The organism is Kribbella sp. NPDC051620 (genome assembly GCF_044453825.1).
Lineage (GTDB): Bacteria > Actinomycetota > Actinomycetes > Propionibacteriales > Kribbellaceae > Kribbella.
Map to the genome: position 1 here is coordinate 1 of NZ_JBITDB010000008.1, position 24487 is coordinate 24487.

The window sequence follows — 24487 nt, forward strand, 5'->3', positions numbered from 1 at the left end:
TGGCTGGGCGACTGTTGGGGTAGATCGCTGAGTGATTGTGGGTGTAGGTGGCTGGGCGACTGTTGGGGTAGATCGCTGAGTGATTGTGGGTGTAGGTGGCTGGGCGACTGTTGGGGTAGATCGCTGAGTGATTGTGGGTGTAGGTGGCTGGGCGACTGTTGGGGTAGATCGCTGAGTGATTGTGGGTGTAGGTGGCTGGGCGACTGTTGGGGTAGATCGCTGAGTGATTGTGGGTGTAGGTGGCTGGGCGACTGTTGGGGTAGATCGCTGAGTGATTGTGGGTGTAGGTGGCTGGGCGACTGTTGGGGTAGATCGCTGAGTGATTGTGGGTGTAGCTGGCTGAGCGACCGGTGGAGTAGATCCCTGGGTGACGGTGGGAGTAGCTGGCTGGGCGACCGCTGGAGTAGATCGCTGAGTGACGGTGGGAGTAGCTGGCTGGGCGACCGCTGGAGTAGGTGGCTGAGCGGCCGTGGGAGTAGGTGGGGTGGTCGGGTGGGAGGATCCGTCGGGTGAGGGTTCGCGAGGTTCAGCGGTTGCCGATGGTCGGGTTGGCTGCAGTCGGAGGGGTTGGACTGGCGGTGCAGGCTCGGCTTAACGGCGGTCTGGGCGCGAGTCTCGGCGACGGGGTTGTCGCGTCGATGATCTCCACCGCGAGCGGCATCCTCATCCTGCTCGCGATCGTCCCGACCTCGCGCGGCGGCCGGCGAGCACTCCGCCAACTCCGTGAGGCACTCCGAGTACAAGGCCTCCGCTGGTGGCAGTGTCTCGGCGGAGTCGGCGGCGCCCTGTACGTCGTCAGCCAAGGCGTCAGCGTCGGCTCCATCGGGGTCGGCATCTTCGTGGTCGCCGTCGTCGGCGGTACTTCGGCAGGCAGCCTCGCTGTCGATCGCTCCGGACTCGGCCCGGGCGGCCCACGCGCGATCACCACGCCACGGATAGTCGGTGCGATCATCGGCGTCACCGCCGTAGCCATCGCCGGTCATGACCAACTGGCAGGCGACAGCAATCTCTGGCTGCTCGCCCTCCCGGTGATCGCCGGCCTGGCGCTCTCCTTGCAGTCCGCTCTCAACGGCCGGGTCGGCGCGATCGCGGGCTCGCCGTGGGCCGCGGCCCTCGTCAACTTCGTCATCGCGGGATGCACGCTCTGCGTTGCCCTGCCGATCGAGTTCCTGTTCCGCGGCCCCACCCCCGGCGAACTCCCGACCAAACCCTGGCTGTACTGCGGCGGCTTCATCGGCGTAGCCATCATCGCCATCGCAACCACCGTCGTCCGCCGCGTCGGAGTACTCGTCTTCGGCCTGGCCAGCGTCGTCGGCCAACTCCTGGGCGCCGTCCTCCTCGACGCCCTCGGCGCCCACACCCCACCCGCAACAACCTGGATCGCAATAGCCCTAACCCTCACCGCCGTAGCAATCACCATCCTCCCCAACCCCCAACCACAACCCACCCCACCACCACCCACCTAACCCGCCACCGCGACGAGCGCCGCCATCACGCGCCTGACCCGCCACCGCGACGAGCCCGCCATCACGCGCCTAGTCGGCGACCGCGACCTACCGCACCACCCCGCGCCGAGTCGGCGACCGCGACCTACCGCACCACCCCGCGCCTAGTCGGCGACCGCGACCTACCGCACCACCCCGCGCCTAGTCGGCGACCGCGACCTACCGCACCACCGCGCGCCTAGTCGGCGACCGCGACCTACCGCACCACCGCGCGCCTAGTCGGCGACCGCGACCTGCCGCACCACCGCGCGCCTAGTCGGCGACCGCGACCTGCCGCACCACCCCCCGCCTAACCGGCGACCACGACCTACCGCACCACCCCGCGCCTAACCGGCGACCACGACCCACCGCACACCACCCGCCTAACCGGCGACCACTACCAGCTCCACCTTTAGCGCCTACCGGCGACCACGACCAGCTCCACCGCCACGCGCCTAAACCGCCAGCCCACCAGGGCCCACCACCATTAGCCGCTCAAACCGACGCTGGCACTCACCCCACAACCAGCCGCCTGAATCGCCGCATCGTCCACCCCACAGCCAGCCGGTTGAACCCGCCAGCGTCACTCACCCACATCAGCCGCTTGAGCCGGCACTGCTACCCACCCCACCGCCATCAGCCGCTCAATCGGCACCGGTACCCACTCGTCGCCGGCCGTGTGAATCGGCACCGAGTGGACCAGTTGTACCCACCGCTGCTCCAGGGCGCATCCACCCGCGACCGGCGCGTCAATCGGTATCGGGCACCTGGCGCCGGCCGCGTGAACCGGCACTGGGCGTCCATCCGCGACCGGCCGCGTGAATTGGTACTGGGCATCCACCCGCCATCAGTCGCGTGAACCGCCACCGTCGCGCATCCGACAGCCAGCGCTTGAAACCGCAACCTTGCCCACCCCACAACCAGGCCGCCTAAAATCGCCACCGCTACCCACGCACCACCAGCTGGCTGAGCCGCCATCCCGTCACCGGTGGTTAAGGGACCACCATGCGGCGTTTGAGGTCGACTGTTCGTGGCGGGTTGCCGGCTGGGGACAGTTGGGTGATCTGGTCTGTTGGGTGGAGCTTGGGATCTGCGGTGTAGCGGGCGGTCAGTACTTCGGCAGCCGCATCGTCTCCGTTGTCGGCGGCAACCAGGAGGGTTGCGATCTCGTCGGTCAGTTCGAGATCGGCGCCGTCGAGTGAGTCGGTCATCGCGCCCCAGGTGTCCCAGAGGAGCAGCTCGTCACCTTGCAGGTGGGCCAGTTGGTAGAAGACATAGTTCCGGATGAACCAGCCGCCCTTGATCGGCGATGCCGGGTCCACCCCGAAGTCGGCGTCATCCGGAACGCCGGAGCGATACCCGAGCCAGACCTCGGCCGCGGACCGGAACGGCCCGGGCGCCATGTCCTGCGGATCGAAACTCCAGTGCGGTCCTGGATCGAGTTGAGGGTCTACCATCACCCACCGCTCGCCGTTCCAGTACTCCACCACGACGTGGTCGGGGTTGAACCCGTCGACGAAGTACGAGGCGAACCCGATCCGGCTGCGGGCCGGAATCCCCTTGTGCCGCAGGGCGGACACCGTCATCAAGGTGTAGTCACGGCAGCATCCGACGACCCGGTCGAACGGCTGCCGCGGCACGGCCAGCGCAGCACCGTTGCGTCGTTGATCGGTCGCGAGCATCGCCGAGACCCAGCGATGGTTGATCTCCTCATACCGATCGCCGGTGAACTCGATCCCGCCACCGCGGTAGTGGATCAACAGGTTTCGGATCACTGCTGTCAGCCCGGCGATGTCAGACGGCAGCGCGTCGAACAGCCCTGCGTGCTCACCCGGGTCGCTGTAGGGAGTCTGGTCCGCGTAGTTCATCGTGCTGTTCCTTCGATCGGTTGGGCGATGTCGACAGACAGGTCGGAGCCGGCGGCGTACTGGAATCCGGGGTGGTAGACCTCGCGGACCGGTCCGGTCGTCAGCCACCCGGAGCGCCGGACCCAGGCGTCGACGAGGTCGTAGGCGATCATGATCCGCGGATAGCTGCACTCGTCTTTGGTGATCGTGCAGTACGCCTCGGAACGGGCCGGCTCGACCCGGATCGCGATCGGCCCCGCCGGATCGACCAGCCCGGTGAACGGCACGCAGACCTCGACGGTCGCCTCGCTCTCCGGTGTCACCGGTCCGTAGAAGATCACCGACCAGCCGCCGGGCAGCTCGGCCCCGGCTTGCTCCAGATGAGCGTGGATCTCCATCATCGACGAGACCAGTACGCCGACCAGCGACTGCTGATCCGAATCGGCGCGGATGCAAGCCACCTTGGCCTCCGGCACGAACCGGGTCAGCACCGCCCGCGGCGCCAGCCCAGGGCCGGGTGATCGCAGCAGCCGATCGCGCAGATACTCAAGCGTCGCCTTGCGCGCCTCGTTGCTCGCCTGCTCGGCCGCCCACCATCGGTCGAGCCGGATCAGACCTTCCTCGTCGGTGCCGGCCAGCACCTCGGTGATCGTGGCCAGCGGCATGCCGAGTTGGCGCATCACGCTGATCCGCCGGGCCGTTCGAGCTGGCCCAAGGAGTAGAGCCGGGCGCCGTTGACCGGGTTGACCCGGGCAGGGGTCAGCAGCCCGGATACGTCGTACAGGCGCAGTGCCTTGTGGGACAGCCCTGAGCGCCGGCCGAACTCGCCGATCGTCAGCTCGCCCTCGATCTCCCGTGCCTCTGCCATGCCCGTCAGTGAACACCCTGCCCCAGGGGCAGGAACAAGTTTCTCCACAGCTCTTGTGTTCATGACGGTAACGATATATCTTTAGTGTCATGAACAATATCGAGGAGGATTCCATGAACACCCCCAACACTGAAACCAGAGGCCGCCGAGGCGGCCACCGACACCCCCGCCGCGGTGGACCGCGGATGGGAGAAGGCATGCCGATGCACCGCGGACGCGGTGGTCGGGGCCCGGGACGCGGCGCAGGTCGCGGACGCGCCCCTCGCGGTGATGTCCGAACGGCCGTCCTGATCCTGCTCGGCGAGGAGCCGATGCACGGCTATCAGCTGATGCAGGCCATCGCCGACCGCAGCGGCGGACGCTGGACTCCCAGCCCCGGCGCGATCTATCCGACCATCAACCAGCTGGAGGACGAGGGCCTGGTGACCGTCACCGCGGACGCCGGCCGCAAACTCGTCACCCTCACCGACGCGGGCCGTCAGTACGTCGAGGAGCGTCGCGAGACGTCCGCCGATCCCTTCGCCGGCTTCGCGAACGCAGAGCCCGCCAACGACCTGCGCGGACTACTCGAAGAACTGCACTCAGCCACTCGCCAGGTAGCCCGCAGCGGTTCGGACGAACATCGCGCGGCGGCAGCCAAGATCCTGTCCGACGCCCGCAGGTCGCTGTATCTCTTGCTGGCCGACGGCCCGAAGACCTCCGAGGCCTGAAAAAAACCTGCACCTCGCAGGGAACGTTTCGGCCGAACGGCTCCTCTTCCTCGATGTTCACACATCTGAGGAGGGCCGAGATGGAGATCCGAAAGCTCGCCGCGGGCGCACACATCGTGCTTGCAGCGGCGCACGTCTACTGGGCGACAGGCGCAACCTGGCCGGCGCCCGACGAGCGATCACTCTCCCGAGCGGTCCTCGGTGGGGAAGCATCATTCGCCCCACAAATAGTGCTGCCACTGGCCGCATTCCACTTGCTCCTGGCAATCGCGGTGCTCCGGTCCGACCGGTCCGCTCTGGCCAGAGTCGTAGTAGCCGGCCTCGCAGCCGGCCTGGCCGCCCGAGCGACTCTGGGTGTCGTCTGGGTCTTCGTCGAGACCGACGCCGGTACTGCGTTCTACTGGCTCAACCTATTGCTCTACACACCGGCCTGCGTGGCTCTCCTGGCGATCGACGTCAGCTTGCTCCAGGCCAAGTGGCTCAAGCGACTAGTCATTCCACTGCCCGTTCTCGGCGTAGTACTAGTCAGCTTGCTGGCCTACGGCTACCAGCCAACGGCCCAGCCGAGCCCCCAGCCATCAAAGGACTCCCGGTACGTCGAAACGCCGCTGGCAAGGTTCCACTACTTGCAGCGCGGCACCGGCGCACCCGTCGTGCTCCTGTCGCCAGGCGCCTCGCCGGCTTCGGCCTGGCAGCCTGAACTGGACGCTTTGTCGAAGACCCATGCCGTGTATGTCGTGGATCTCCCCGGACAAGGGGAGACCCGGCTGCACGGCACAGGGTTCGCCTTCGACCTGGACGCCATGACCGGAGCACTGGGAGAGTTCCTGGACCAGCTCGACCTGCACCAGGTCGTCCTGGGCGGGAACTCCTGGAGCGGCGGCTGGGGGCTCGCCTATGCCCAGCAACATCCCGAGCGGGTGTCCAAACTGCTCTTGCTGGCGCCCTCCGGGCTGGCTGAGCCGGACCCCGCGAGTTGGGAGGCCTTGAGGTTTCCACTCGCCGGTGAACTGCTGGCGAAGCTCGGTACCAGTCGGTCGGCTGTGCAGGCAGCGGTCCGGGATCTCTTTGTCCACAAGGACCTGGTGACTCCGGCGTTGGTCGATCAGATGTGGGTGCCGGGCACGTATCGTGACAACGTCCGGGCGATGTACGCGCTCGAGCGGGGTCTCGACTGGCGCATCACTCAAGCGGCCTTGCCGCGCACCGGGCAACCTGTGCTGATCATCTGGGGCGAGGAGGACACAGTGCTGCCGGTCGCGCAAGCGCAGCGCTTCGCGAGGTTGTTGCCACATGCAACGGTTCGGACGCTGGCGGGCTGCGGGCACGCCCTCACTCTGGACTGTGCGGATCGGGTGACGCCGTTGCTGGAAGAGTTCGTGCCGTGATCGAGGAGCCCGAGCAGTTGGTACGCGCGGCGCAGCGAGGTGACACGCTCGCCATGCACGACCTGCTCGATCAGTTGACGCCGTACGTCGGACGGATCTGCGCGCCGATCGCACTGAGCAACGGGCCGGACGCGACCCAGGAGGCGCTCGTCGCGGTGTTCACATCACTCGGCACGCTGGAAGAGCCGGCCGCGTTGTTCGGCTGGGTCCGGGCGATCGCGATCCGCGCGGCGATCCGGGTGGCCAAACAGCACGAGCGCCAGACCGCAGCCGACCTCGCCGAACTGCCGGCTCGCGGCGACCCGCAACTCGCGGTCGACATCCGCGACACCTTGGCACGGTTGTCGCCCGACCACCGCGCGCTGCTCGTCCTGCGCGACCTCGAGGGACTGGACGAGCGCGAGGCGGCGGCGCTGCTCGCAGTACCGGCAGGGACGGCGAAGTCCCGCCTCCACCGAGCCAGGGCAAGTTTCCGAAAGGCGTGGGCATCATGACCGACAACTGGCCTGACGTTCAGCTGGATGCGGTGCGGCGGTTGCGTGTGCTGGCAGCAGGCATCCCCGGCGCCACCGTGACCGAACGCGTCTACGACACCACGCCCGCCCATGCGTGGGATTTGATCTGGGGCGACGGCAGGACCTTCGTCGAGTTCCAGACCGACATGAAGAAGGTCGAGTGGATCGAGCGTGACGGGGATCGGGTGCGGATGCAGGTCCGCAGCCGCTACGGCATGAGAGCCCGTCTGCAAGGGACCATCCGGCCAGGGTGGTGCTGGTTGCAGAGCCGTTTCCTGCTGATGGGGATGGCGGTCGCGGAGGAGCCAGACGGCGGCGGTACGCGAGTCGCCCTCACCGGCGGAGTCCGGGTGCCGGGCCGCGCCGCACTCATTCCGATCGGCGTACGCCGGGAGAGCACCAAGTCCCTCAACCGCCTGGAGGCGATGCTCGAGACCAGGCCCGAGTGAAGGCGATGGTCTAGGACGGGACCTGGGCCGACGAGGTGCTCTAGGCGGCGGGAGCCAGCCGGAGGTGCTTTCAGTGGCGGGAGTGGGTGGCGGTAGCTGGGATTGCTGCTAGGAGGGCGTTGGTCAGGGGGCGGTAGCCGAGGTCGTTGGGGTGGAAGAGGTCGGGAGCCAGCTTGCCGCGCCATGGTGGGCGGACGTGGCGGGAGAGTTCGGCGACCGGGAGGCCGCGTTCCGCTGCCGCGGCGTGGATGGTGCGGTTGATGCCGGCGACGTACGGGCTGCAGAGGCTTCCGATTCCCCAGAAGCGGTTGGGAAGGAGCAGGTCCATCACGACCGAGGGCGATGGGAGGCGCTGGATGAGTTGACGCAGGTTGCTGTGGACGAGTTTCGGTGCGGTGCCGAGGATGTCGTTGCTGCCGATTCCGCAGGTCACCAGGTCTGGTTCGACGCCGAGCCTCTCGAGCATCGGGAGTTGGTCGTGGAGGACGTGAGCCGCCTGGGCGCCGGCGCGCGAGAGGTTGAGCACCCGCCACGGCCGACGGGAGGACTCGTTCAACACGTTGACCGCCTGCCCGACATACCCATGCAGCGGTGAGGTCGCGCCCAGACCCTGGGCGGTCGAGTCGCCGAGCACGACCCAGAGCGGGCCGTCGCCAACAAGCGCCGTCTCGTTCTGGCGGGTCCAGTACTCCGCATACGTCCGCGCCTGCACGTCCACATAAGCAACCCCGTCACACCACCGGCGAAACGCGCGCCGCGCCGTCGTCCGGTCGGCGTCACCCCACCGCACCACCATCTGATGCAGCACCCCGATCGGCGTCGCATGGTCATGCTGACTGCGTTCGTAGTGCCTTTCGGCAGCACCTAGTAAAGCCACTCGGCCCCCCTCTGGTCATCACCTCGGCGCCGGAACACACGAGGTGACCCGGAGGTGAACAGCTGGTGACCAGCGAAGGTACCCGATGAAGATGAACAACCCAGCGAGCAAATTCAGAGCGCGCGGAGCAGCACCAGACAGCGAGGGGCAAGAGGAACGACAGCACCTGCGACGACCTCGGTCGCTCCGCTGGAGCTGGTGTCCAGCACGACCTCGTACGCCGGCGCCCAGGAGGCGTCCGGTACGACGACGTCGCGGGTCTCGGCCGTCGCGTTGAGGGCGAGCAGGAACGAGTTGTCCACCGGAACGTTGCCCTCGGCATCGGTTCCGCGGATCGCGTCGCCGGCCAGGAACATACCGATCGTCCGAAGGTTCCCGTCGTGCCAGTCGGCCTGCGTCATCTCTCCGCCGTGCGGCGCGATCCACGACAGATCCTTGCGTCCACCCGGCACCACCGGCTGACCGGAGAAGTAGTGCCACTGGCGCAACGTCGGATGCGCGGCCCGCAACGCGAGCAGCTTCTTCGTCAGCGCGAGATGATCGGACCACACGCCAGGCAGCGACCAGTCGAACCAGGAGGTCTCGTTGTCCTGGCAGTACGGATTGTTGTTGCCGTGCTGCGTCCGCCCGCACTCGTCGCCGGCCGTGATCATCGGTACGCCGGTCGACAGCACCAGCGTCGCCATCAGGTTCGCCATCTGCCGTTTGCGCAACGCGACGACACCGGGATCGTCGGTCTCGCCTTCGACACCACAGTTCCAGGACCGGTTGTCGTCGGTCCCGTCGCGGTTGTCCTCGCGGTTGAGCTCGTTGTGCTTGTGGTTGTACGACACCAGATCGCGCAACGTGAATCCGTCGTGCGCGGTGACGAAGTTGATCGACGCATACGGGTACCGCCCGTCGTCGCCGTACAGATCGCTCGATCCCGAGAGCCGGTACGCGAGGTCCTGTACGCCGTACGACGAAGTGCGCCAGATGTCGCGCACACTGTCGCGGTACTTGCCGTTCCACTCCGACCAGGGCGTCCCGAAGTTGCCGACCTGGTACCCGAAGTTCCCGACATCCCACGGCTCGGAGATCAGCTTGACCCGCCCGAGCACCGGGTCCGCCGCGACCTCCGCCAGGAACGGATGCCCGACCGTGTCGACCTCGTGCCGCTCGTTGCGGATCAGCGTCACCGCCAGGTCGAACCGGAAGCCGTCGACGCCCATCTCCTCGACCCAGTACCGGAGTGAGTCCATCACCAGCCGCCGGACCTGCGGGTGTGACGTGTCGACCGAGTTCCCTGTGCCGGTGACGTCGTACATGGCGCCGCCTTGCGTCAGCCGGTAGTACGCACGATTGTCCAGCCCGCGGAAGCTCAGCGTCGGCCCGTCGAAGCCACCCTCGGCCGTGTGGTTGTAGACGACGTCGAGGATCACCTCGATTCCCGCGGCATGGAACGCGGCGACCATTGCCTTGAACTCGGCAACCTGCTCACCGAGCGACCCCGATGACGAGAACGGAGCATGCGGCGCGAAGTAGTTGAGCGTGTTGTAGCCCCAGTAGTTGGGCAACCCCCGCGCAGCGATCGCCGGCTCCGTCAGGAAGTGGTGAATGGGCAGCAACTCGACAGAGGTGACCCCGAGGTCGACCAGGTAAGCGATGACCGACGGATGGGCCAGTCCGGCGTATGTGCCGCGCTGGTGCTCCGGTACGTCGGGATGCAGCTTGGTGAACCCCTTGGTGTGGAGCTCGTAGATCACCGTCTCGGTCCACGGCACCGGCCTGCTGATGGGCGGCGGCGGCTCCGACGACGCAACAACGACCCCAACCGGTACATGCCCGGCCGAGTCGCCCTCCGACGAGTCGTAGATCACCGGTGATGCGAAGTCGAGCCCCCCGTCGACCGCACGCGCGTACGGGTCGAGCAGCAGCTTGGCCGGGTTGAATCGCAGCCCGTGCGTCGGGTCGAACGGGCCGTGCACCCGGTACCCGTACCGCTGCCCGTGCCCGACCCCCGCGACGAACCCGGTCCAGTACTCGCCGGTGTGCGCGAGGTCCAGGTTGCGCTGGCCCCCGCGGTCGTCGATCAGCGTCAACTCGACCCGCTCGGCGGCAGGCGCCCAGACGGTGAAATTCGTGCCATCGGACTGGACCACCGCGCCCAGCCGGAGGTCCGGATCGGTCGATGGGCCGAGCGCATTCGGGGCGGCGGTGGCTTCGGTCACCGGCACATTGTGCCCATGACAGGTCAAACCGCGCCTCCTGGGAGCGAAACCTGATACAAGTCCTGACAAATACGCAAGGAGTGTTATTAACTTACTCCCGACCACGCGGCTCTAGTGAAGGAACTCCATGTCTGACTCTGACCTGACGGTCGGGCTGATCGGCGCGGGCAACATCGCGCACGTTCACGTCGCGGCCTGGCAGGCGCTGGGCGCGCGGGTGCTGGTGCACTCGGCCGCCGGCGCCGAGGAACTGGCCGCGAAGTACGGACTGGAGTTCGCTCCGACCCTCGAGGGACTGCTCGCCGAGGTGGACTTCGTCGACATCGTCACCCCGTCGGCGACGCACAAGGAGATCGCGCTGGCCGCGATCAAGGCCGGCCGCGACGTCATCTGCGAGAAGCCCCTCGCTCTGCGGGCCAGCGACGCGCACGAGCTGTCCGAGGCGGCTGCTGCTGCGGGCGTACGGATCTACCCGGCGCATGTGGTCCGGTACTTCCCGGAGTACGTCGCCGCGCATGATGCAATCGTCGATGGGCGGATCGGCAAGGTGGCTGTCGCCCGCTTCTTCCGGCAGGCATCGTCACCGGCCGGCGCAGGCTGGTACCGCGATGTCGCACGCTCCGGCGGCGTCATCATGGACCTGATGGTGCACGACCTCGACCAGGCCCGCTGGCTGTGCGGCGAGGTGACCAGCGTGTACGCCGTACAGAGTCCGCCGAGCGTGGATGGCATCAGCCCGGTCAATGTGGCAGCCCATGTGACGCTGACCCACGAGGGTGGCGCGATCAGTCACCTGCGCGCGACCTGGGGCGCGACCGGCACCCCGTTCAAGACTGGCTTCTCGATCGCCGGCTCATCCGGAGTGCTCGAGTACACCTCCGACAAGGAGACCGGCTATGCCGAGGAACTGCAGGGCGAGGCCGTCGGGGGAGACCTGCTCATCCCGTCGTCGACTCTCTATGAGAGCCCGTACCTGACGCAGCTACGCGAGCTGTCCACTGCCCTGAAGGACGGCTCCACCCCGCGGGTGGCCGCCGCTGATGGCACTGCGGCCGTCTACCTGGCCGAGGCCGCCCGCGAATCAATGGCGACTGGTCGCACTGTCGACATGACTACCTTCAACCCGGCAGGAGTACCGGCATGACTTTGAAGGTAGCGATCGCCTCCTTCGCCCACACCCACGCTTCGTCGTACGCCGGACTGCTAGGCGCTCTGCCCGACGTAGAGGTGTTGTCCGCTGACCCTGACGGCCCTGCGGCCCCCGACGCCGGTCCTCGCGGTGCTGCCTTCGCCGCCAAGCTAGGCATCCCCTACGTCGACTCCTACGACGAGCTGTTTGCCTGGGGCCCAGATGCTGTCGTAGTGACCGCGGAGAACGCGCTGCACCGCGGCCTGGCCGAGCGTGCAGCCGCAGTGGGTGCGCATGTGCTCTGCGAGAAACCACTGGCGACCGAGGTGTCCGACGGCGAAGCCATGCTCGCCGCCTGCGAGGCAGCCGGCGTGATCCTCATGACGGCCTACCCCGTGCGCTTCGCGCCGTCCTACGGCCGGCTACGAGCATCGGTCGAGGCTGGACGGCTGGGCGAGGTCTTCGCAGTGCTGGGGACGAACAACGGGAAGATCCCCTATGCCCAGCGGCAGTGGTTCACCGACGCCAAGCTGGCCGGTGGGGGAGCGATGGTCGACCACACTGTGCACTGTGCCGACCTGATCGACGGGCTGACCGGTGGTGCGGAGGCCGTGCGGGTGCATGCAGTGGCCAATCATGTGCTGCACCAGGACAAGGGCGTGGAGGTGGAGACCGGCGGCCTGGTCACCATCACCTACGACAACGGACTGCTGGCAACCATCGACTGCTCGTGGAGCGTGCCCGACAACGGGCCGACCTGGGGCGGCGTGACGCTGCAGGTGACGGGTACGCAGGGCTCGGTCGAGATAGCGCCGTTCCAGTCGCATGTCGGCGGTACGGATGCTTCCGGCGAGGTCTTCCTCTCAGTGGGCGGCGACCTCGACTCGATGATGCTTGGCGAGTTCCTGAGCGCAGTACGGGCCTCTGGCAAGGCAGTACCCGGTACTACCCCTGCCGTGGTCCCGCAGCCCGACGGTGCAGTCGGCCTGCGCACCCTCCGCATAGTCGACGCCGCCCGCCGCTCCGTCGCCGCAGGACAACCCGTCGACGTGTAGTCGGTGTGCTCCGCCCCTCCTCGTGGGGTTCACCCCCTGCTCCAACAGTGGGGGAACCCCGCCCACAAGGGCGAACCCTGCCGGGGAGGGCGGACCCTGCGGGGAGGGCGTAGTACGAGTATTCGCAGTGGTCCGGTACCGTGCCCGGGGATGTGACCGGTGGGTAGTGCTGAGACTGAGGAGCTGTGATGGGTGAGTTCGTCAACCTGACCGTGGCCGATGGGGTCGGCACGATCCGGCTGGACCGGCCGAAGATGAACGCGCTCAACGTGCAGGTCCAGGACGAGATCCGCGACGCCGCGCTGGCGGCGACCGCGGACGACTCGGTGCGGGCCGTCGTGATCTACGGCGGCGAGCGGGTCTTCGCGGCCGGCGCGGACATCAAGGAGATGGCCGACATGTCGTACGCCGACATGGTCAAGCGCTCCGGTCCGCTGCAGGCCGCGCTGAACGCGGTCGCCGCCATCCCGAAGCCGACCGTCGCGGCGATCACCGGCTACGCGCTCGGAGGCGGCTGCGAGCTGACCCTGTGCGCCGACTACCGGATCGCCGCTGACGACGCCAAGCTCGGTCAGCCCGAGATCCTGCTCGGAGTCATCCCCGGCGCCGGTGGCACGCAGCGGCTGTCGCGGCTGATCGGTCCGTCCAAGGCCAAGGACATCATCTTCACCGGGCGCTTCGTGGACGCGGCCGAGTCGCTGCAGATCGGGCTGGTCGACAAGGTCGTACCGGCTGCCGAGGTGTATGACGCCGCCGTCGCCTGGGCCTCGCAGTTCTCGAAGGCGGCCACGCTGGCGCTTCGTGCCGCCAAGGAGGCGATCGACGCCGGGCTAGGGGTCGACCTGCACACCGGGCTGGAGATCGAGCGGCAGCAGTTCGCCGCGCTGTTCGCCACCGAGGACCGGACGATCGGGATGAAGTCTTTTGTCGAGAACGGCCCCGGCAAGGCCGAGTTCAAGGGAATCTGAATGACCACCTCTCCTTCCAAGCCGACTACCGCCAAGCCCGCCGCCACTGCCGAAGAGGTCGAGGCCGCGTGGAACGACAACAAGCTCGCGCAGGTGCTGTACCACGACTGGGAAGCGTCGACCTATGACGAGAAGTGGTCGATCTCGTACGACGAACGCTGCGTCGACTACGCCCGCGACCGGTTCACCGACGTCGCCGGATCCGACGGCTGGCCGTACGGCAAGTCGCTCGAGATCGGCGCCGGCACCGGCTTCTTCACGCTGAACCTGAAGCTGGCCGGCGTACTGGCCGAGGCGCACGTCACCGACCTGTCGCCGGGCATGGTCGAGGCGGCCAAGCGCAACGCGGACACCCTCGGCTTCGCGATCGAGGGCAAGGTCGCGGACGCGGAGAAGCTGCCGTACGACGACGACACCTTCGACCTGGTGATCGGGCATGCGGTGATCCACCACATCCCGGACGTCGAGCTGGCCTTCCGCGAGATGCTCCGGGTGCTCAAGCCGGGCGGCCGCTTCGTCATCTGCGGCGAGCCCACCCGGTACGGCGACTTCGTGGCGCGGCGGCTGTCGCGGTTCACCTGGTGGGCGACGACCAATGTGACCAAGCTGCCCGCCTTGTCGCACTGGCGCCGGTCGCAGTCGGAGCTGGACGAGTCGTCGCGGGCGGCCGCGTTGGAGGCCGTGGTCGACCTGCACACGTTCGACCCGGACACGCTGGCCCGGATGGCCTCGCGCGCCGGCGCGGTCGAGGTACGGACGGTGACGGAGGAGTTGCTGGCGGCCTGGGTCGGGTGGCCGATCCGGACGTTCGAGGCGGCGGTACCGGAGGAGAAGCTCGGGTTCGGGTGGCGGATGTTCGCGTACAAGTCCTGGCTGCAACTGTCGAAGGTCGACAAGGTTCTGTCTCAGGTCGTACCCGATGAGCTCTACTACAACGTGTCTATCACCGGCGTCGCTCAGTAGCGGTGTACATACTGGACGGATGCGGTTGCTGACGGCGGCGAATCTGCGCTGGGTGGTGCGCCACCGGGCGTGGACGCCGTACTACCTGAAGCGCTACTGGCGCTTCGGCTGGTTCAAGCTGCGGCACCCGCACGTCGTCACCGAGGGGTTCGTCTTCCTCGGCAAGAAGCTGGAGATCGTCGCGCGGCCGGGGCACGGGCGGTTGATCCTCGGCCAGTGGGTGCATCTGGGGGACGAGACGCGGCTGCGCGCCCATGAGGGCACCCTGCGGATCGGCGACAAGGTCGTCTTCGCCCGCGACGTCACGGTCAACTGCTACCTCGACATCGAGATCGGCGCGTCGACGTTGATCGCCGACGGCACCTACATCTGCGACTTCGACCACAAGACCGAGGACCTCGACCTGCCGATCAAGGACCAGGGCCTGGTCAAGTCGCCGGTCCGGATCGGCCCGGACTGCTGGCTGGCCACCAAGGTCACCGTCACCCGCGGCGCCGACATCGGCCGCGGCGTGGTGATCGGCGCCAACAGCGTTGCCCGAGGCAACATCCCGGCGTACTCCGTAGCCGTCGGCGTCCCCGCCGCAGTGGTCCGCGACCGCCGCACCCGCTACGAAGCAGACGCCCCCCGCCGCGCCTACCTGGCCGACCTGGCCCGCTCGAACGCCGAAACCACAGCCCGCCTGCAAGCTGGCACCCCGCCTCTGGCTGCAGGAACGCCCTCCAGCAAAGCCACCCCACCCACCCGGCCCAGTGCAGGCGCAGCCTCCGAAAACAACCTCGCGACGCAGACCAGCCCGCGCCCAACAAAGCCGCCCGCCGCGCCCAACCAACCCTCGCCGGCCAGAAATTCTTCTTCTTTCACACCAGAAGTAGACGCGGCGGGTAACAGCTCCAGGACAACTGGTGATAAGGCAGATGTGACCAGGGGGTTCTCAAGTTACTCGCCAGTCGTGCACTATGTCCCGGAAGTAGCCGAAGAGGAGACGCAGCGTGGCTGAGCAGGCGGACAAGGGGTCCATCCTGGACCAGGCGGCCGCCGACGGCTCGATCACCGACGCGCGGCACCGGGCGGTGGATCCGGTGCCGATCGTGGTGGCGGATGTGACGGACGGTGTGGATCTGGCTACGTTGGAGACAGCGGACGGCGCGCCGTCCGCGCCGATCTGGAGGGTGCGGCGCAAACTGTCGCCGCGCCCGGTACCGGGCAACCGACGCAGGAAACCGCCGGTCCCGGCACCGGTGACGGACGAGGAACCGATCCCGGCTGAGGAGATGGACGACGTGGGTACTCAACCCGACAAGGCGGCCAAGACCGCCGATGCCGAGAAGGCGGTGACACCGGACGTGGAGGCTGAGGAGACTCCCGCGACCGCGACGCCCGCCGAGGCGTCCAGCGCGCGCGGCACGACCGCGACCGCGACGAAGCCCGCGAAGCCGAAGACGGCGGCCGAGATCGTCGCCGAGCAGCGGGCCCGCGAGAAGGCCGCGGCCGAGCCGCCCCAGGACGAGACCGCGGTGACGAAGCCCGTCACCCGGCAACCTGCTGCGCCGAGCGCCGCCGCAGTACCGGGCTCGACCACCCCCAAGACCACAGCGGTGACGAAGAAGACCGTGTCGTCCACGTCGAGTACGGACAAGGGCAAGGCCGCGATGTCCGCGGTCGGCTCGGGCGTCAAGCAGTTCCGGAACCTGCTGGCCTCGCTGGTCTGGCTGATCGCCGTCATCGCGGCCGCGGTGCTTGCCCTGGGCGCGCTCTTCACCGCGCTCGACCAGACCAATCAGAGCAACGAGATCGTGAAGTGGGTGCTGGAGCGCGGGCACGACCTGGTGGGCCCGTTCAAGGACCTCTTCCGGCTGGAGACGGCGAAGAACACCCTGCTCGTCAACTGGGGGATCGCGGCGCTCGTCTACCTGATCATCGGCAAGATCGCGGAACGCTTCATCCGGCCCTGAGCTTCACCGGTACGTTCGCCGGCACCTTCGCCGGTACTACGTGACGCCACGTCCCCGTACTACGTGGTCCGCGGCCGGGCGACGACGATCAGGTCAAGGCTGTCGTCGAGCGCGCCCGGCCGGATCACGAAGTCGTCGTACCCGGTCTCCTTCACCAACCGGACCAGGTCGGCCGGCCAGTGCGCGTGATCCGTCGCGAGCTGGGCGTCGACACAAGATCCGTTGGCCGCCTCCCACGCGGTCAGTTTCTCGCCGTGCCAGAGGCCGAGCGTCTCGACGACCTCCAGGTCCGCTTCGACCAGCTCGACGAACTCGGGGCCGGTGAGTTCCCTGGTGTGGTACCAGTTGCCGCTCGGGAAGGTCAGCCGGTTCGGAGTACTGAGGACGATGGTCGCGCCGGGCGCCGTGATCCGCGCGCACTCGGTGACGAAGCGCGGTTGCTCCCACAGGTGCTCGATCGTCTGCAGCGACACGAGCAGCTCGAAGGCCGAGTCGGCGAAGCCTGTCTGGACGAGATTGCCCTGCACCAGATTGACTTGTGGATAAGCCTTCGCGACGTGACGAAGCGTCGTACCTTCATAGTCGAGACCGAACACCTGCCTGGCTCCGGCCCGGTGCAGCAGGTCCGCGCCGTACCCCTCGCCGCAGCCGGCGTCGAGGACGCGGCGGGTCTCGGAAGTCAGCCAATTCGCCGTGATCCAGCGATAGGCAGCCTCGTGGCGCGCGAACCAGTAGTTCTCATGCCAGATCCCGGGGGCTGTTCTCTCACCGGTGAGCGGTAACGTCTCGGTCACCAGGTGACTGTAACTGTGATGGGACTCGCACGCGTCATATGTTTCTCGTGAGTAACATCCGTGGCAGGCTGGGAGAGACCGTTAACCAGAAGGGGTCCCACACGCTATGAAGATCGTCGTCTGCGCGAAGTTCGTGCCGGATGCCACGGCGGACCGCCGCTTCCGCTCCGAGGACAACACGGTGGATCGCGCCGGGGTCGACGGGCTGCTGTCCGAACTGGACGAGTACGCCGTCGAGACCGCGCTGACCGTGAAAGAGGCCGGCGATGGTGAGGTGACCATCCTCACGGTCGGGCCGGAACAGGCCGCGGACGCCATCAAGAAGGGCCTCCAGATGGGTGCCGACGCCGGCGTCCACGTGAACGACGAAGGCATCCACGGCTCCGACGCCGTGGCGACCTCGCTGATCCTGGCCAAGGCGCTGGGCAAGCTCGAGGCCGACCTGGTCGTCTTCGGGATGGCCTCCACGGACGGCTCGATGGGCGTCGTACCGGCGATGGTGTCCGAGCGGCTCGGGCTGCCTGGTGTCACGCTCGGCTCGTCGGTCACCGTCGACGGTGACAAGGTGACGATCCGCCGGGACGGTGACACCGCCAGCGACACCATCGAGGGCACGCTGCCGCTGGTGCTGTCGGTGTCCGACCAGTCCGGCGAGCCGCGGTACCCGTCGTTCAAGGGCATCATGGCCGCGAAGAAGAAGCCGGTCGAGACCTGGTCGCTGGCCGACCTGGAGATCTCGCCTGACCAGGTGGGTGCCGCGTCCGCGTGGACCGAGGTCACCGAGGTGACCGCCCGCCCGCCGCGTTCGGCCGGCACGATCGTCACCGACGAGGACGGCAGCGGCGCTGCCCAGCTCGTCGAGTTCCTGTCCACCAACAAGTTCCTCTGAGGGGCGAGCAATTCATGTCGAACGTACTCGTTCTCGTTGACCACACCGGTGGCAAGGTCCGCAAGACGACCGCTGAGCTGCTGACCATCGCGCGCCGCCTCGGCGAGCCCGTCGCCGTCTTCATCGGCGACAACGTGCAGGACGCACTGCCCGCGCTCGGCCAGTACGGCGCGACCAAGGTGATCGCGCTGACCGCCCCCGAGCTCACGCAGTACCTGGTGGCCCCCAAGGCCGAGGCGCTGCAGCAGGTCGCGGCGAAGATCGAGCCCAGCGCGATCCTGATCTCCTCGAACTCCGAGGGCAAGGAGATCGCCGCCCGGCTGGCGGTCAAGCTCGACTCGGGCCTGATCACCGACGCGGTCGACGTCCAGGAGGGCCCCGTGACGACGCAGTCGGTGTTCGCCGGCAACTACTCCGTCAAGGCCAAGGTCACCCACGGCACGCCGATCATCACGGTCAAGCCGAACGCGGCGACGCCCGAAGCGGCCGAGACCTCGCCGGAGGTGGAGGAGTTCGACGTCACGATCTCCGACGGCGCCAAGACGGCCCGCATCACCGACTCCAAGCCCCGCGAGGCGACCGGTCGTCCCGAGCTGACCGAGGCCGCCATCATCGTCTCCGGCGGCCGCGGTACCGGCGGCGACTTCGCTCCGATTGAAGCCTTCGCCGACTCGCTCGGCGCAGCAGTAGGCGCCTCCCGAGCAGCAGTCGACTCGGGCTGGTACCCGCACGCCTACCAGGTAGGCCAGACCGGCAAGACCGTCTCGCCCCAGCTCTACATCGCCGCAGGCATCTCCGGCGCCATCCAGCACCGAGCCGGCATGCAGACCTCGAAGACCATCGTCGCCATCAACAAGGACGAAGAAGCCCCCATCTTCGAACTGGTCGACTTCGGCGTAGTAGGCGACCTCCACAAGGTCCTCCCCGCCACCACCGAAGAGGTCACCAAGCGCAAGTCCTGACCCACCCAACTAATCACCCAGCGCCCGGTCGGCCCCCGCCGACCGGGCGCTGCCGCATCCACGCATACCCGGTCCGCCCGCCGACAGAGTGCTGGCGTGTCTGCTGCTGCCCGATCCGGCCCGCTGACGGGGGTACTGGCGCGTCCGCTCGTGTCCGGTGCGGTCCGCCGACTGGGTACTGGCGTATCTGCTTGTGCCCGGTGCGGTCTGCTGACGGGGTGCTGGGGTGTCTGCTGGTGTGCGGTGCGGTCCGCTGACCGGGTGTTAGCGTGTCTGCTCGTGCCCGGTCCGGCCTGCTGAGTGGCGCTGCCGCACCCACTCGTACCCGGTGCGCCTCGCCGACCGGGTACTGGCGTATCTGCTCGTCTCCAGTGCGGCCCGCTGACGGGGATGCTGGCGTGTCCGCTCGTGTCCGATGTGGTCTGCAGACGGGGGTGCTGGGGTGTCTGCTGGTGTCCGGTCCGGTCCGCTGACCGGGTACTGGCGTGTCTGCTCGTGACTGGTCCGGCCTGCTGACTGGGCGGTGCCGCACCCACCCGTACCCGGTCCGGCCACGCCGACGGGTGGTGGTGGTGGTGTGTCTGCTTGTGCCGGGTGCTGTGCGCTGACCCGGGTGGTGGTGTGTCTGGTCGTGCGCGGGGGTGCGTGCTGGGCGGGGTCGTGGTGTGTTTGGTGGTGTCCGATCATGCGGTGGCTGTCGGGCCTCTTGGGGCGTGTGGCGGTGGGGAGGTAGGCGGGGCGGGCGATGGGCTTGGATCGCGGCGGGTGTTGGGTGTTCGGGGTGAACCGGCGGGTGGCTGAGGTCGAGTTGGTCAGACGTCTTCGGCAGCTGGCCGGCGTACCGGTTGTGTGCCTTGGGTTAGAGGCCGATGTCGGCGGGGTGGTAGGTGGGGGTGCGGCGGGCTTGGGAGTTTTGTTCGTAGGCGTGGGCTAGGCGTAGGAGTACTGGTTCGGACCAGGCGGTGCCGATGAAGGTGATGCCGATGGGGAGGCCGAAGGCGAAGCCGGCGGGGACGTTGATGGCCGGGTAGCCGGCCAGCGCGGCCGGGGTGGAGCTGCCGCCCAGGTAGTTGTCGCCGTTGATGAGGTCGATCTTGCCTGGGGGTGCGCTGGTTGGCATCACCAAGGCGTCGAGCCTGTGCTGGCGTAGTACGGCGTCGATGCCTTCGGTACGGGACAGTCGATGGTTGGTGGCCAAGGCTGCGCGGTACTCCGCCTCGGAGAAGTTCAAAGCCTGTATGGCCTCGAGTCCGTCCTGGCGGACGTAGAGCAGTTCGCGGTCGCTGTGTTCGCGGTTGAAGGCGATCAGTTCGGAGAGGCTGCGCGGGTGGTTGCCGGGAGTCGTGGACAGGTATCGGTTGATCGCTCTCTTGGCCTCGTACGCCTGCACGACGATCGAGGTCTCGGTGTTCTCGAGTTGCTGCGCGGTCGGGATGTCGGCCGGGTCGACCACTGTCGCGCCGGCCTTCCGTAGTACGTCGAGCGCTTGCTCGGCGATCTCGTCGGCGTGAGGGCTGTACCCGAAATAGACCTCACGCGGTACGCCGATCCGCGCGCCCCGCAGTCCGTCGGCGTCGAGGAATCGCGTGTAGTCGAGGTGGAAGTGCCCGCGACTCGCCGCGGTGGCCGGGTCCCGGTCGTCCACTCCGACCAGCGTGCCCAGGACGATCGCGGCGTCGCGTACCGTGCGGGCGATCGGGCCGACGCTGTCCTGGCTCGGTACGCCCTGGATCATGCCGGCGCGGCTGATCAGTCCGACGGTGGGTTTCACGCCGACGACGGAGTTGGCCGCGGCCGGGTCGACGATCGAGCCGTTGGTCTCGGTACCGATCCCGGCGACACACAGGTTCGCGGCGGCCGCTACCGCCGTACCGGAGCTGGATTCGCTCGGCGATCGGTCGAGTTTGTACGGGTTGCGGGTCTGGCCGCCGCGGGCGCTCCAGCCAGGGTGGTGGGTGATCGAGATGCCACCGGCCCATTCGCTCAGGTTGGTCTTGCCGAGCAGTACTGCGCCAGCCGCGCGGAGCTTCGCCGCCACGGCCGAGTCTGCTGTTGGTCGCCCGCCTTCCAGGGCGAGCGAGCCGGCTGTGGTGTGCATCCGGTCTGCTGTGTCGAAGAGGTCCTTCAATAGCATCGGTAATCCGTGGAGGGGGCCGCGAACACCGCGAGTACGCCGCTCGCCGTCCAATCGTCTTGCTTCTCGCATGGCATCGGGGTTGACCTCGATCACGGCCCGCAGCCCAGGTCCGCGCCGGTCGATCTTGTCGATCCGGTGCAGGTAGTACCGGGTCAGCTCCTCAGCAGAAATCTTCCCCGCCGCCATGCGTCTGGCGAGCTCGGCGATACCAGGACCATCCGACTGCATCGCCGCACTGTCGGCTGCAGCGTTCGGCGCGGATGTCAGCCAGGGTGCCGTCGCGGCGGCCATGCCCATCGCCAGTACTCCGCGTCGCCCGGGCGTGATTCGGTCAAGGCTCATGTCCCACCTCTGCAGGGTCGTCGAGATCCACTTCCTCAAGCACACCGCCCAGCCACGCGCTCGGACATCACCCGTCCACTACCGCCGCGGTAGAGCCGGCGCTACTTGGCTTCCGGTCGGGCATGCGCAACGAACGCTGGATGTGAGGTGAGTCACAGGAGTCGTGCGGGGCCGGGGCGGCCCGTGGTGGGGTCGAGGAGAGGGCGATCTCGGCGAAGGGGACTCGGATGGTTGGCGTGGATGGCGGGCTGGACAAAGTTGTTGAGCAGTTGGGGTTTTCGGGCGAGGGGCGGGAGTGGTTTCGGCAGGCGACGGTTGGCGACGAGGGGGCGGTCTCAGGGGATCGGGCAGCTGGTGCGGGCCTGGAGTTGCCCGGGGATGAGGCTGCTGGGTTGATGGAGTTTTGTGGGGTGGGGGTGGTGGATCGGCGGGAGATGTTGGCGGCTCGGCCGGATGCTGGGGCGGAGCCGGAGTGGTGGGCGGTTACGGCTGCGTTGGCGGGGAGTGTTGAGCGGGCGATGGCGAAGGCGGTTCCGTCGACTGGGTTCGAGGCTTGGCCGGCGGTGCCGATGGAGTCGTCGGCGGTGGGGTTGTTTGCTGGTGCTTGGGCGTTGCTGGCGTGCGTTCCGCGGTTGGTCGAGGTGCATGCGCGGCGTGGGGTGCCGGAGGCGGTCACGGTGGCGACCGTGTCGGCGCTCGGTGGCGTGATGAGTACGCATCGGCAGATCTTCGGGCGGGCGGGAGTGGGGCTGATTCCGTTGTGGAGTCCGCCGTTGCGGTTCCGGGGTGCGGATTTCGAGATCGGCCGGCATGCGTTCACGCGCGCTCAGCTGGGGATCGGCGACGGCGTTTCAGGTCACGTACTGATGATGCACATCCCGCCGACCGGGCCGCTCGATGCGCAAGCGTCCGAGGAGTCGGTTGCCGAGGCGACCCGGCTGTTCGAGCGCTGCTATCCCGAGGAGCCCGTCGCCGCGTTCGTCTGTCACTCGTGGCTGCTCGATCCGAACCTCGCGGAGTACCTGTCCGCGGATTCCAACATCATCCGATTCCAGCGGCGCTTCGATCTGCTCCCGTTGCTGCCGATGAAGGACCCGAGCGAGGGCGACCGCGAGATGATGCGGCTCGGCCTGCATCTCTCGGTACCTGACCATGGCCCACTCACCGACGACGACCTCGCGCGGGTACCCCAGGAGACCTCGCTGCACCGAGCCTTCGTCTCCCACCTGCGCTCCGGCAACCACTGGCAACTACGAACCGGCATCCTCCGCAAACCGAGCTGATGCTGCCCCGCGGGAAGGCCGCGGTGGGTTGACGACTCGGAGTTGGAGCATGGCGGCGAACCGGGCTTCGGGGTCGTCCAGGTCGAGGGCGCCTACTTCGGCGAGGCGGCGGAGCCGATAGCGGAAGGTGTTGGGGTGGACGTAGACGGCGGCGGCCGCGGCGATGACGTCGCCGAAGGCGTCCAGCCAGGCTCGAAGGGTTTCGACCAGGTTGGTGTTGTGCTCGCGGTCGTACGTGACGAGGCGGGCGATCGGCCCGGTCGGCTGGTCGCCCCGGGCTTCGATGAGGTCTCGCAGCTCAAGCAGGAGCGATTCGACGTGTACGTCGGCCAGCCGGGCGACTCGTTGGGTGCCGCGGGCTGTTCGGAGTACGCGGAGAGCTCGGTCGGCCCCGGCACGGGCATGGGGGAGACGGGCGGTTTCGCGTACGACCGGGCCGACGCCGATCGTGGCGGTGACGCGTTCGCCGATCCGGTCGAGGAAGTCCTTGGCGATCCGTACCGCGTTCTCCTCGCCATCCGAGCGATCGGCGCGGACCGGCATCAACCCATAGGCGGTGTCGCCGACCAGCGCGGCGGCCGAACGCGGGTGGACGGCACCGAGATGCATCGCGAACGCATCGGCCAGACGCTGCCGCTCGGTGGCCAGCCCCGCCTCGCCGACCAGCGAGTCGGAGACCGGTACAGCCAGAGCCAGTACCACGACAGGCTGGTCGGCCAGGCCCAGCCGGTCGAGCGCATCGCGGGCTCCGGCGCCGCCTTCGAGTGCAGTACTGACCAGGTCGGCGCGAAGCCGGCGCTCGACGTCGGCGCCGGCGCGGATGCGGAGCATGTGGAGGGCGACGAGCTTGGCCGCGTCGCAGAGGGCCTGCGTGCGTTCCTCGCTCAGCGGGTCGCGGACGGCGGCCCAGATCGAGCCGAGGATCTCGTCGCCGGCGCGGACGGCGACGGCGACGCGGGGGAGGGTGATTTCGCCTTTGGTGACAGGCATCGGCGGGATGTAGACCGGTTGATCGGTCCGGTACAGGTCGCGGAACACGCCTCGCTCGTTGAGGAGGCGGGAGTAGCGCTGTGGCACTTGGCGGCCGAGGACGGTTTCGACCCGGGCGGGGTCGGCTTCGTCCTGGCGGTTGGAGAAGGCGAGGACGCGGGAGCTGCGATCCTCGATGGTGATCGGCGCGTCGAGGAGGGCGGCGGCCGCGTTGGCCAGGGCGAAGAGGTCGCCTGAGGGCATACCGCCGAGGGTTTCCGGCTCGGCGACCCCGATGTCGCCGTCGGCGAGGAGCGATCTCAGCAGTACTGCGAGCTGGTCCCAAGAGGCGCCTCGGGTGAGGCCGAGCAATGCGACGCCGGACTCGGTCACCGCGTTGGTGATCGTCTCGTCCGGGGTGATCGGGGAGCGGACGACGAGCCCGGCGGCTTGCTGGCGGCCGAGGTCGCGGAGTACCCAGGCGATGAGCGCCGGCTCCTGAAGGCCGACGCCGAGAACGAGCGCGTGGCGGGGAAGTACCGGTTCGTCGAGCGGGTCATGGATGACGACGCCACCGATCTCGGCCGGCTGGTCGGGGTCGCCATGGACGAGCTCGAGCAGGGTGGCGCCCAGGTCGTCGAGCACCCGGCCGAGACTGGCACGTGGTCGATTCGTCACGGAAGGCAGCACCTT

22 protein-coding genes are annotated in these 24487 nt (G+C 68.0%); 14 read left to right on the forward strand and 8 right to left on the reverse strand.

The genetic code is table 11. From position 1 onward, the window contains the following. The first annotated feature begins 509 nt into the window (after positions 1 to 509). Complete coding sequence (locus ACIA12_RS35010) at positions 510 to 1466, forward strand: DMT family transporter (protein ID WP_396371600.1); 957 nt, start codon at positions 510 to 512, stop codon at positions 1464 to 1466. Between the two features lie 1010 nt (positions 1467 to 2476). Here the strand turns inward: ACIA12_RS35010 and ACIA12_RS35015 are convergent. From ACIA12_RS35015 to ACIA12_RS35025, 3 genes are read right to left on the reverse strand one after another with little or no spacing between them, the layout of a single operon-like run. Continuing rightward, positions 2477 to 3352 (reverse strand): transglutaminase-like domain-containing protein, encoded by an 876-nt coding sequence (locus ACIA12_RS35015; protein WP_396371601.1) that lies wholly within the window; start codon positions 3350 to 3352, stop codon positions 2477 to 2479. Beyond that, complete coding sequence (locus tag ACIA12_RS35020; protein ID WP_396371602.1) at positions 3349 to 4011, reverse strand: MerR family transcriptional regulator; 663 nt, start codon at positions 4009 to 4011, stop codon at positions 3349 to 3351. The genes ACIA12_RS35015 and ACIA12_RS35020 overlap by 4 nt, the downstream gene beginning before the upstream one ends. Next, complete coding sequence (locus ACIA12_RS35025) at positions 4011 to 4199, reverse strand: MerR family transcriptional regulator (protein ID WP_396371603.1); 189 nt, start codon at positions 4197 to 4199, stop codon at positions 4011 to 4013. The genes ACIA12_RS35020 and ACIA12_RS35025 overlap by 1 nt, the downstream gene beginning before the upstream one ends. Positions 4200 to 4402: 203 nt before the next feature. Here ACIA12_RS35025 and ACIA12_RS35030 point away from each other — a divergent pair, with 203 nt between their 5' ends. The 4 genes from ACIA12_RS35030 to ACIA12_RS35045 all read left to right on the forward strand — a co-directional run bounded on the left by ACIA12_RS35030 (position 4403) and on the right by ACIA12_RS35045 (position 7261). Beyond that, the gene (locus tag ACIA12_RS35030; protein WP_396371928.1) at positions 4403 to 4909 is read left to right on the forward strand and encodes a PadR family transcriptional regulator; all 507 of its coding nucleotides are present in this window, start codon (positions 4403 to 4405) and stop codon (positions 4907 to 4909) included. Positions 4910 to 4989: 80 nt separating this feature from the next. Continuing rightward, positions 4990 to 6297, forward strand: a complete 1308-nt coding sequence (locus ACIA12_RS35035; protein WP_396371604.1) for an alpha/beta fold hydrolase — start codon at positions 4990 to 4992, stop codon at positions 6295 to 6297. Next, positions 6294 to 6791 (forward strand): RNA polymerase sigma factor, encoded by a 498-nt coding sequence (locus tag ACIA12_RS35040; protein WP_396371605.1) that lies wholly within the window; start codon positions 6294 to 6296, stop codon positions 6789 to 6791. The genes ACIA12_RS35035 and ACIA12_RS35040 overlap by 4 nt, the downstream gene beginning before the upstream one ends. Next, positions 6788 to 7261 carry a hypothetical protein gene (locus tag ACIA12_RS35045; RefSeq protein WP_396371606.1) on the forward strand — a complete coding sequence of 158 codons (474 nt, stop codon included), beginning with the start codon at positions 6788 to 6790 and terminating at the stop codon, positions 7259 to 7261. The genes ACIA12_RS35040 and ACIA12_RS35045 overlap by 4 nt, the downstream gene beginning before the upstream one ends. A 70-nt stretch (positions 7262 to 7331) precedes the next feature. Here the strand turns inward: ACIA12_RS35045 and ACIA12_RS35050 are convergent, their stop codons facing one another. Together ACIA12_RS35050 and glgX are read right to left on the reverse strand one after the other, a co-directional pair. After that, entirely contained in the window at positions 7332 to 8138 is an 807-nt protein-coding gene (locus ACIA12_RS35050) for an SGNH/GDSL hydrolase family protein (RefSeq protein ID WP_396371608.1), read from the reverse strand. A gap of 113 nt (positions 8139 to 8251) precedes the next feature. Further along, entirely contained in the window at positions 8252 to 10348 is a 2097-nt protein-coding gene (glgX, locus tag ACIA12_RS35055; protein ID WP_396371609.1) for a glycogen debranching protein GlgX, read from the reverse strand. Positions 10349 to 10475: 127 nt separating this feature from the next. Between glgX and ACIA12_RS35060 the strand changes: the two genes are divergently transcribed. The 6 genes from ACIA12_RS35060 to ACIA12_RS35085 all read left to right on the forward strand — a co-directional run bounded on the left by ACIA12_RS35060 (position 10476) and on the right by ACIA12_RS35085 (position 16418). Next, positions 10476 to 11492 (forward strand): Gfo/Idh/MocA family protein, encoded by a 1017-nt coding sequence (locus tag ACIA12_RS35060; protein ID WP_396371611.1) that lies wholly within the window; start codon positions 10476 to 10478, stop codon positions 11490 to 11492. Beyond that, on the forward strand, positions 11489 to 12532 hold the full coding sequence (locus ACIA12_RS35065) for a Gfo/Idh/MocA family protein (protein ID WP_396371612.1): 1044 nt from the start codon (positions 11489 to 11491) through the stop codon (positions 12530 to 12532). Before ACIA12_RS35060 ends, ACIA12_RS35065 begins: the two co-directional genes overlap by 4 nt. Positions 12533 to 12720: 188 nt before the next feature. Further along, on the forward strand, positions 12721 to 13500 hold the full coding sequence (locus tag ACIA12_RS35070) for an enoyl-CoA hydratase/isomerase family protein (protein WP_396371613.1): 780 nt from the start codon (positions 12721 to 12723) through the stop codon (positions 13498 to 13500). Continuing rightward, positions 13501 to 14463, forward strand: a complete 963-nt coding sequence (locus ACIA12_RS35075; RefSeq protein WP_396371614.1) for a methyltransferase domain-containing protein — start codon at positions 13501 to 13503, stop codon at positions 14461 to 14463. Positions 14464 to 14482: 19 nt separating this feature from the next. After that, complete coding sequence (locus ACIA12_RS35080) at positions 14483 to 15463, forward strand: acyltransferase (protein ID WP_396371615.1); 981 nt, start codon at positions 14483 to 14485, stop codon at positions 15461 to 15463. Beyond that, positions 15456 to 16418, forward strand: a complete 963-nt coding sequence (locus ACIA12_RS35085) for a hypothetical protein (RefSeq protein ID WP_396371616.1) — start codon at positions 15456 to 15458, stop codon at positions 16416 to 16418. The genes ACIA12_RS35080 and ACIA12_RS35085 overlap by 8 nt, the downstream gene beginning before the upstream one ends. Before the next feature lie 59 nt (positions 16419 to 16477). Here ACIA12_RS35085 and ACIA12_RS35090 read toward each other — a convergent pair whose 3' ends face one another. Next, positions 16478 to 17212: a class I SAM-dependent methyltransferase gene (locus tag ACIA12_RS35090; RefSeq protein ID WP_396371617.1), complete on the reverse strand. Its 735-nt coding sequence runs from the start codon at positions 17210 to 17212 to the stop codon at positions 16478 to 16480. 106 nt (positions 17213 to 17318) lie between these two features. Between ACIA12_RS35090 and ACIA12_RS35095 the strand changes: the two genes are divergently transcribed. Both ACIA12_RS35095 and ACIA12_RS35100 read left to right on the forward strand, forming a co-directional pair. Next, positions 17319 to 18101, forward strand: a complete 783-nt coding sequence (locus ACIA12_RS35095) for an electron transfer flavoprotein subunit beta/FixA family protein (RefSeq protein WP_396371619.1) — start codon at positions 17319 to 17321, stop codon at positions 18099 to 18101. Positions 18102 to 18115: 14 nt separating this feature from the next. Further along, positions 18116 to 19063 carry an electron transfer flavoprotein subunit alpha/FixB family protein gene (locus ACIA12_RS35100; RefSeq protein WP_396371620.1) on the forward strand — a complete coding sequence of 316 codons (948 nt, stop codon included), beginning with the start codon at positions 18116 to 18118 and terminating at the stop codon, positions 19061 to 19063. A gap of 859 nt (positions 19064 to 19922) precedes the next feature. Here the strand turns inward: ACIA12_RS35100 and ACIA12_RS35105 are convergent. After that, positions 19923 to 21542, reverse strand: coding sequence for an amidase (locus ACIA12_RS35105; RefSeq protein ID WP_396371621.1), 1620 nt, complete (start codon positions 21540 to 21542; stop codon positions 19923 to 19925). A gap of 227 nt (positions 21543 to 21769) precedes the next feature. On the opposite strand from ACIA12_RS35105, the gene ACIA12_RS35110 reads away from it, so the two are divergent. Then, positions 21770 to 22825, forward strand: a complete 1056-nt coding sequence (locus tag ACIA12_RS35110; RefSeq protein ID WP_396371622.1) for an acyltransferase domain-containing protein — start codon at positions 21770 to 21772, stop codon at positions 22823 to 22825. On the opposite strand, the gene ACIA12_RS35115 is transcribed toward ACIA12_RS35110, so the two are convergent. Continuing rightward, positions 22793 to 24472: a PucR family transcriptional regulator gene (locus tag ACIA12_RS35115; protein WP_396371623.1), complete on the reverse strand. Its 1680-nt coding sequence runs from the start codon at positions 24470 to 24472 to the stop codon at positions 22793 to 22795. The genes ACIA12_RS35110 and ACIA12_RS35115 overlap by 33 nt on opposite strands. Positions 24473 to 24487 lie beyond the last annotated feature (15 nt).

Bases quoted from the DNA above. Each gene is read 5' to 3' on its own strand.
- ACIA12_RS35080 (WP_396371615.1), top strand. From the start codon at position 14,483: ATGCGGTTGCTGACGGCGGCGAATCTGCGCTGGGTGGTGCGCCACCGG.
- ACIA12_RS35030 (WP_396371928.1), top strand. From the start codon at position 4,403: ATGCACCGCGGACGCGGTGGTCGGGGCCCGGGACGCGGCGCAGGTCGC.
- ACIA12_RS35095 (WP_396371619.1), top strand. From the start codon at position 17,319: ATGAAGATCGTCGTCTGCGCGAAGTTCGTGCCGGATGCCACGGCGGAC.
- ACIA12_RS35100 (WP_396371620.1), top strand. From the start codon at position 18,116: ATGTCGAACGTACTCGTTCTCGTTGACCACACCGGTGGCAAGGTCCGC.
- ACIA12_RS35105 (WP_396371621.1), bottom strand. From the start codon at position 21,542: ATGAGCCTTGACCGAATCACGCCCGGGCGACGCGGAGTACTGGCGATG.
- ACIA12_RS35015 (WP_396371601.1), bottom strand. From the start codon at position 3,352: ATGAACTACGCGGACCAGACTCCCTACAGCGACCCGGGTGAGCACGCA.
- ACIA12_RS35060 (WP_396371611.1), top strand. From the start codon at position 10,476: ATGTCTGACTCTGACCTGACGGTCGGGCTGATCGGCGCGGGCAACATC.
- ACIA12_RS35065 (WP_396371612.1), top strand. From the start codon at position 11,489: ATGACTTTGAAGGTAGCGATCGCCTCCTTCGCCCACACCCACGCTTCG.
- ACIA12_RS35045 (WP_396371606.1), top strand. From the start codon at position 6,788: ATGACCGACAACTGGCCTGACGTTCAGCTGGATGCGGTGCGGCGGTTG.
- ACIA12_RS35070 (WP_396371613.1), top strand. From the start codon at position 12,721: ATGGGTGAGTTCGTCAACCTGACCGTGGCCGATGGGGTCGGCACGATC.
- ACIA12_RS35025 (WP_396371603.1), bottom strand. From the start codon at position 4,199: ATGGCAGAGGCACGGGAGATCGAGGGCGAGCTGACGATCGGCGAGTTC.
- ACIA12_RS35110 (WP_396371622.1), top strand. From the start codon at position 21,770: ATGGTTGGCGTGGATGGCGGGCTGGACAAAGTTGTTGAGCAGTTGGGG.
- ACIA12_RS35075 (WP_396371614.1), top strand. From the start codon at position 13,501: ATGACCACCTCTCCTTCCAAGCCGACTACCGCCAAGCCCGCCGCCACT.
- ACIA12_RS35035 (WP_396371604.1), top strand. From the start codon at position 4,990: ATGGAGATCCGAAAGCTCGCCGCGGGCGCACACATCGTGCTTGCAGCG.
- ACIA12_RS35020 (WP_396371602.1), bottom strand. From the start codon at position 4,011: ATGCGCCAACTCGGCATGCCGCTGGCCACGATCACCGAGGTGCTGGCC.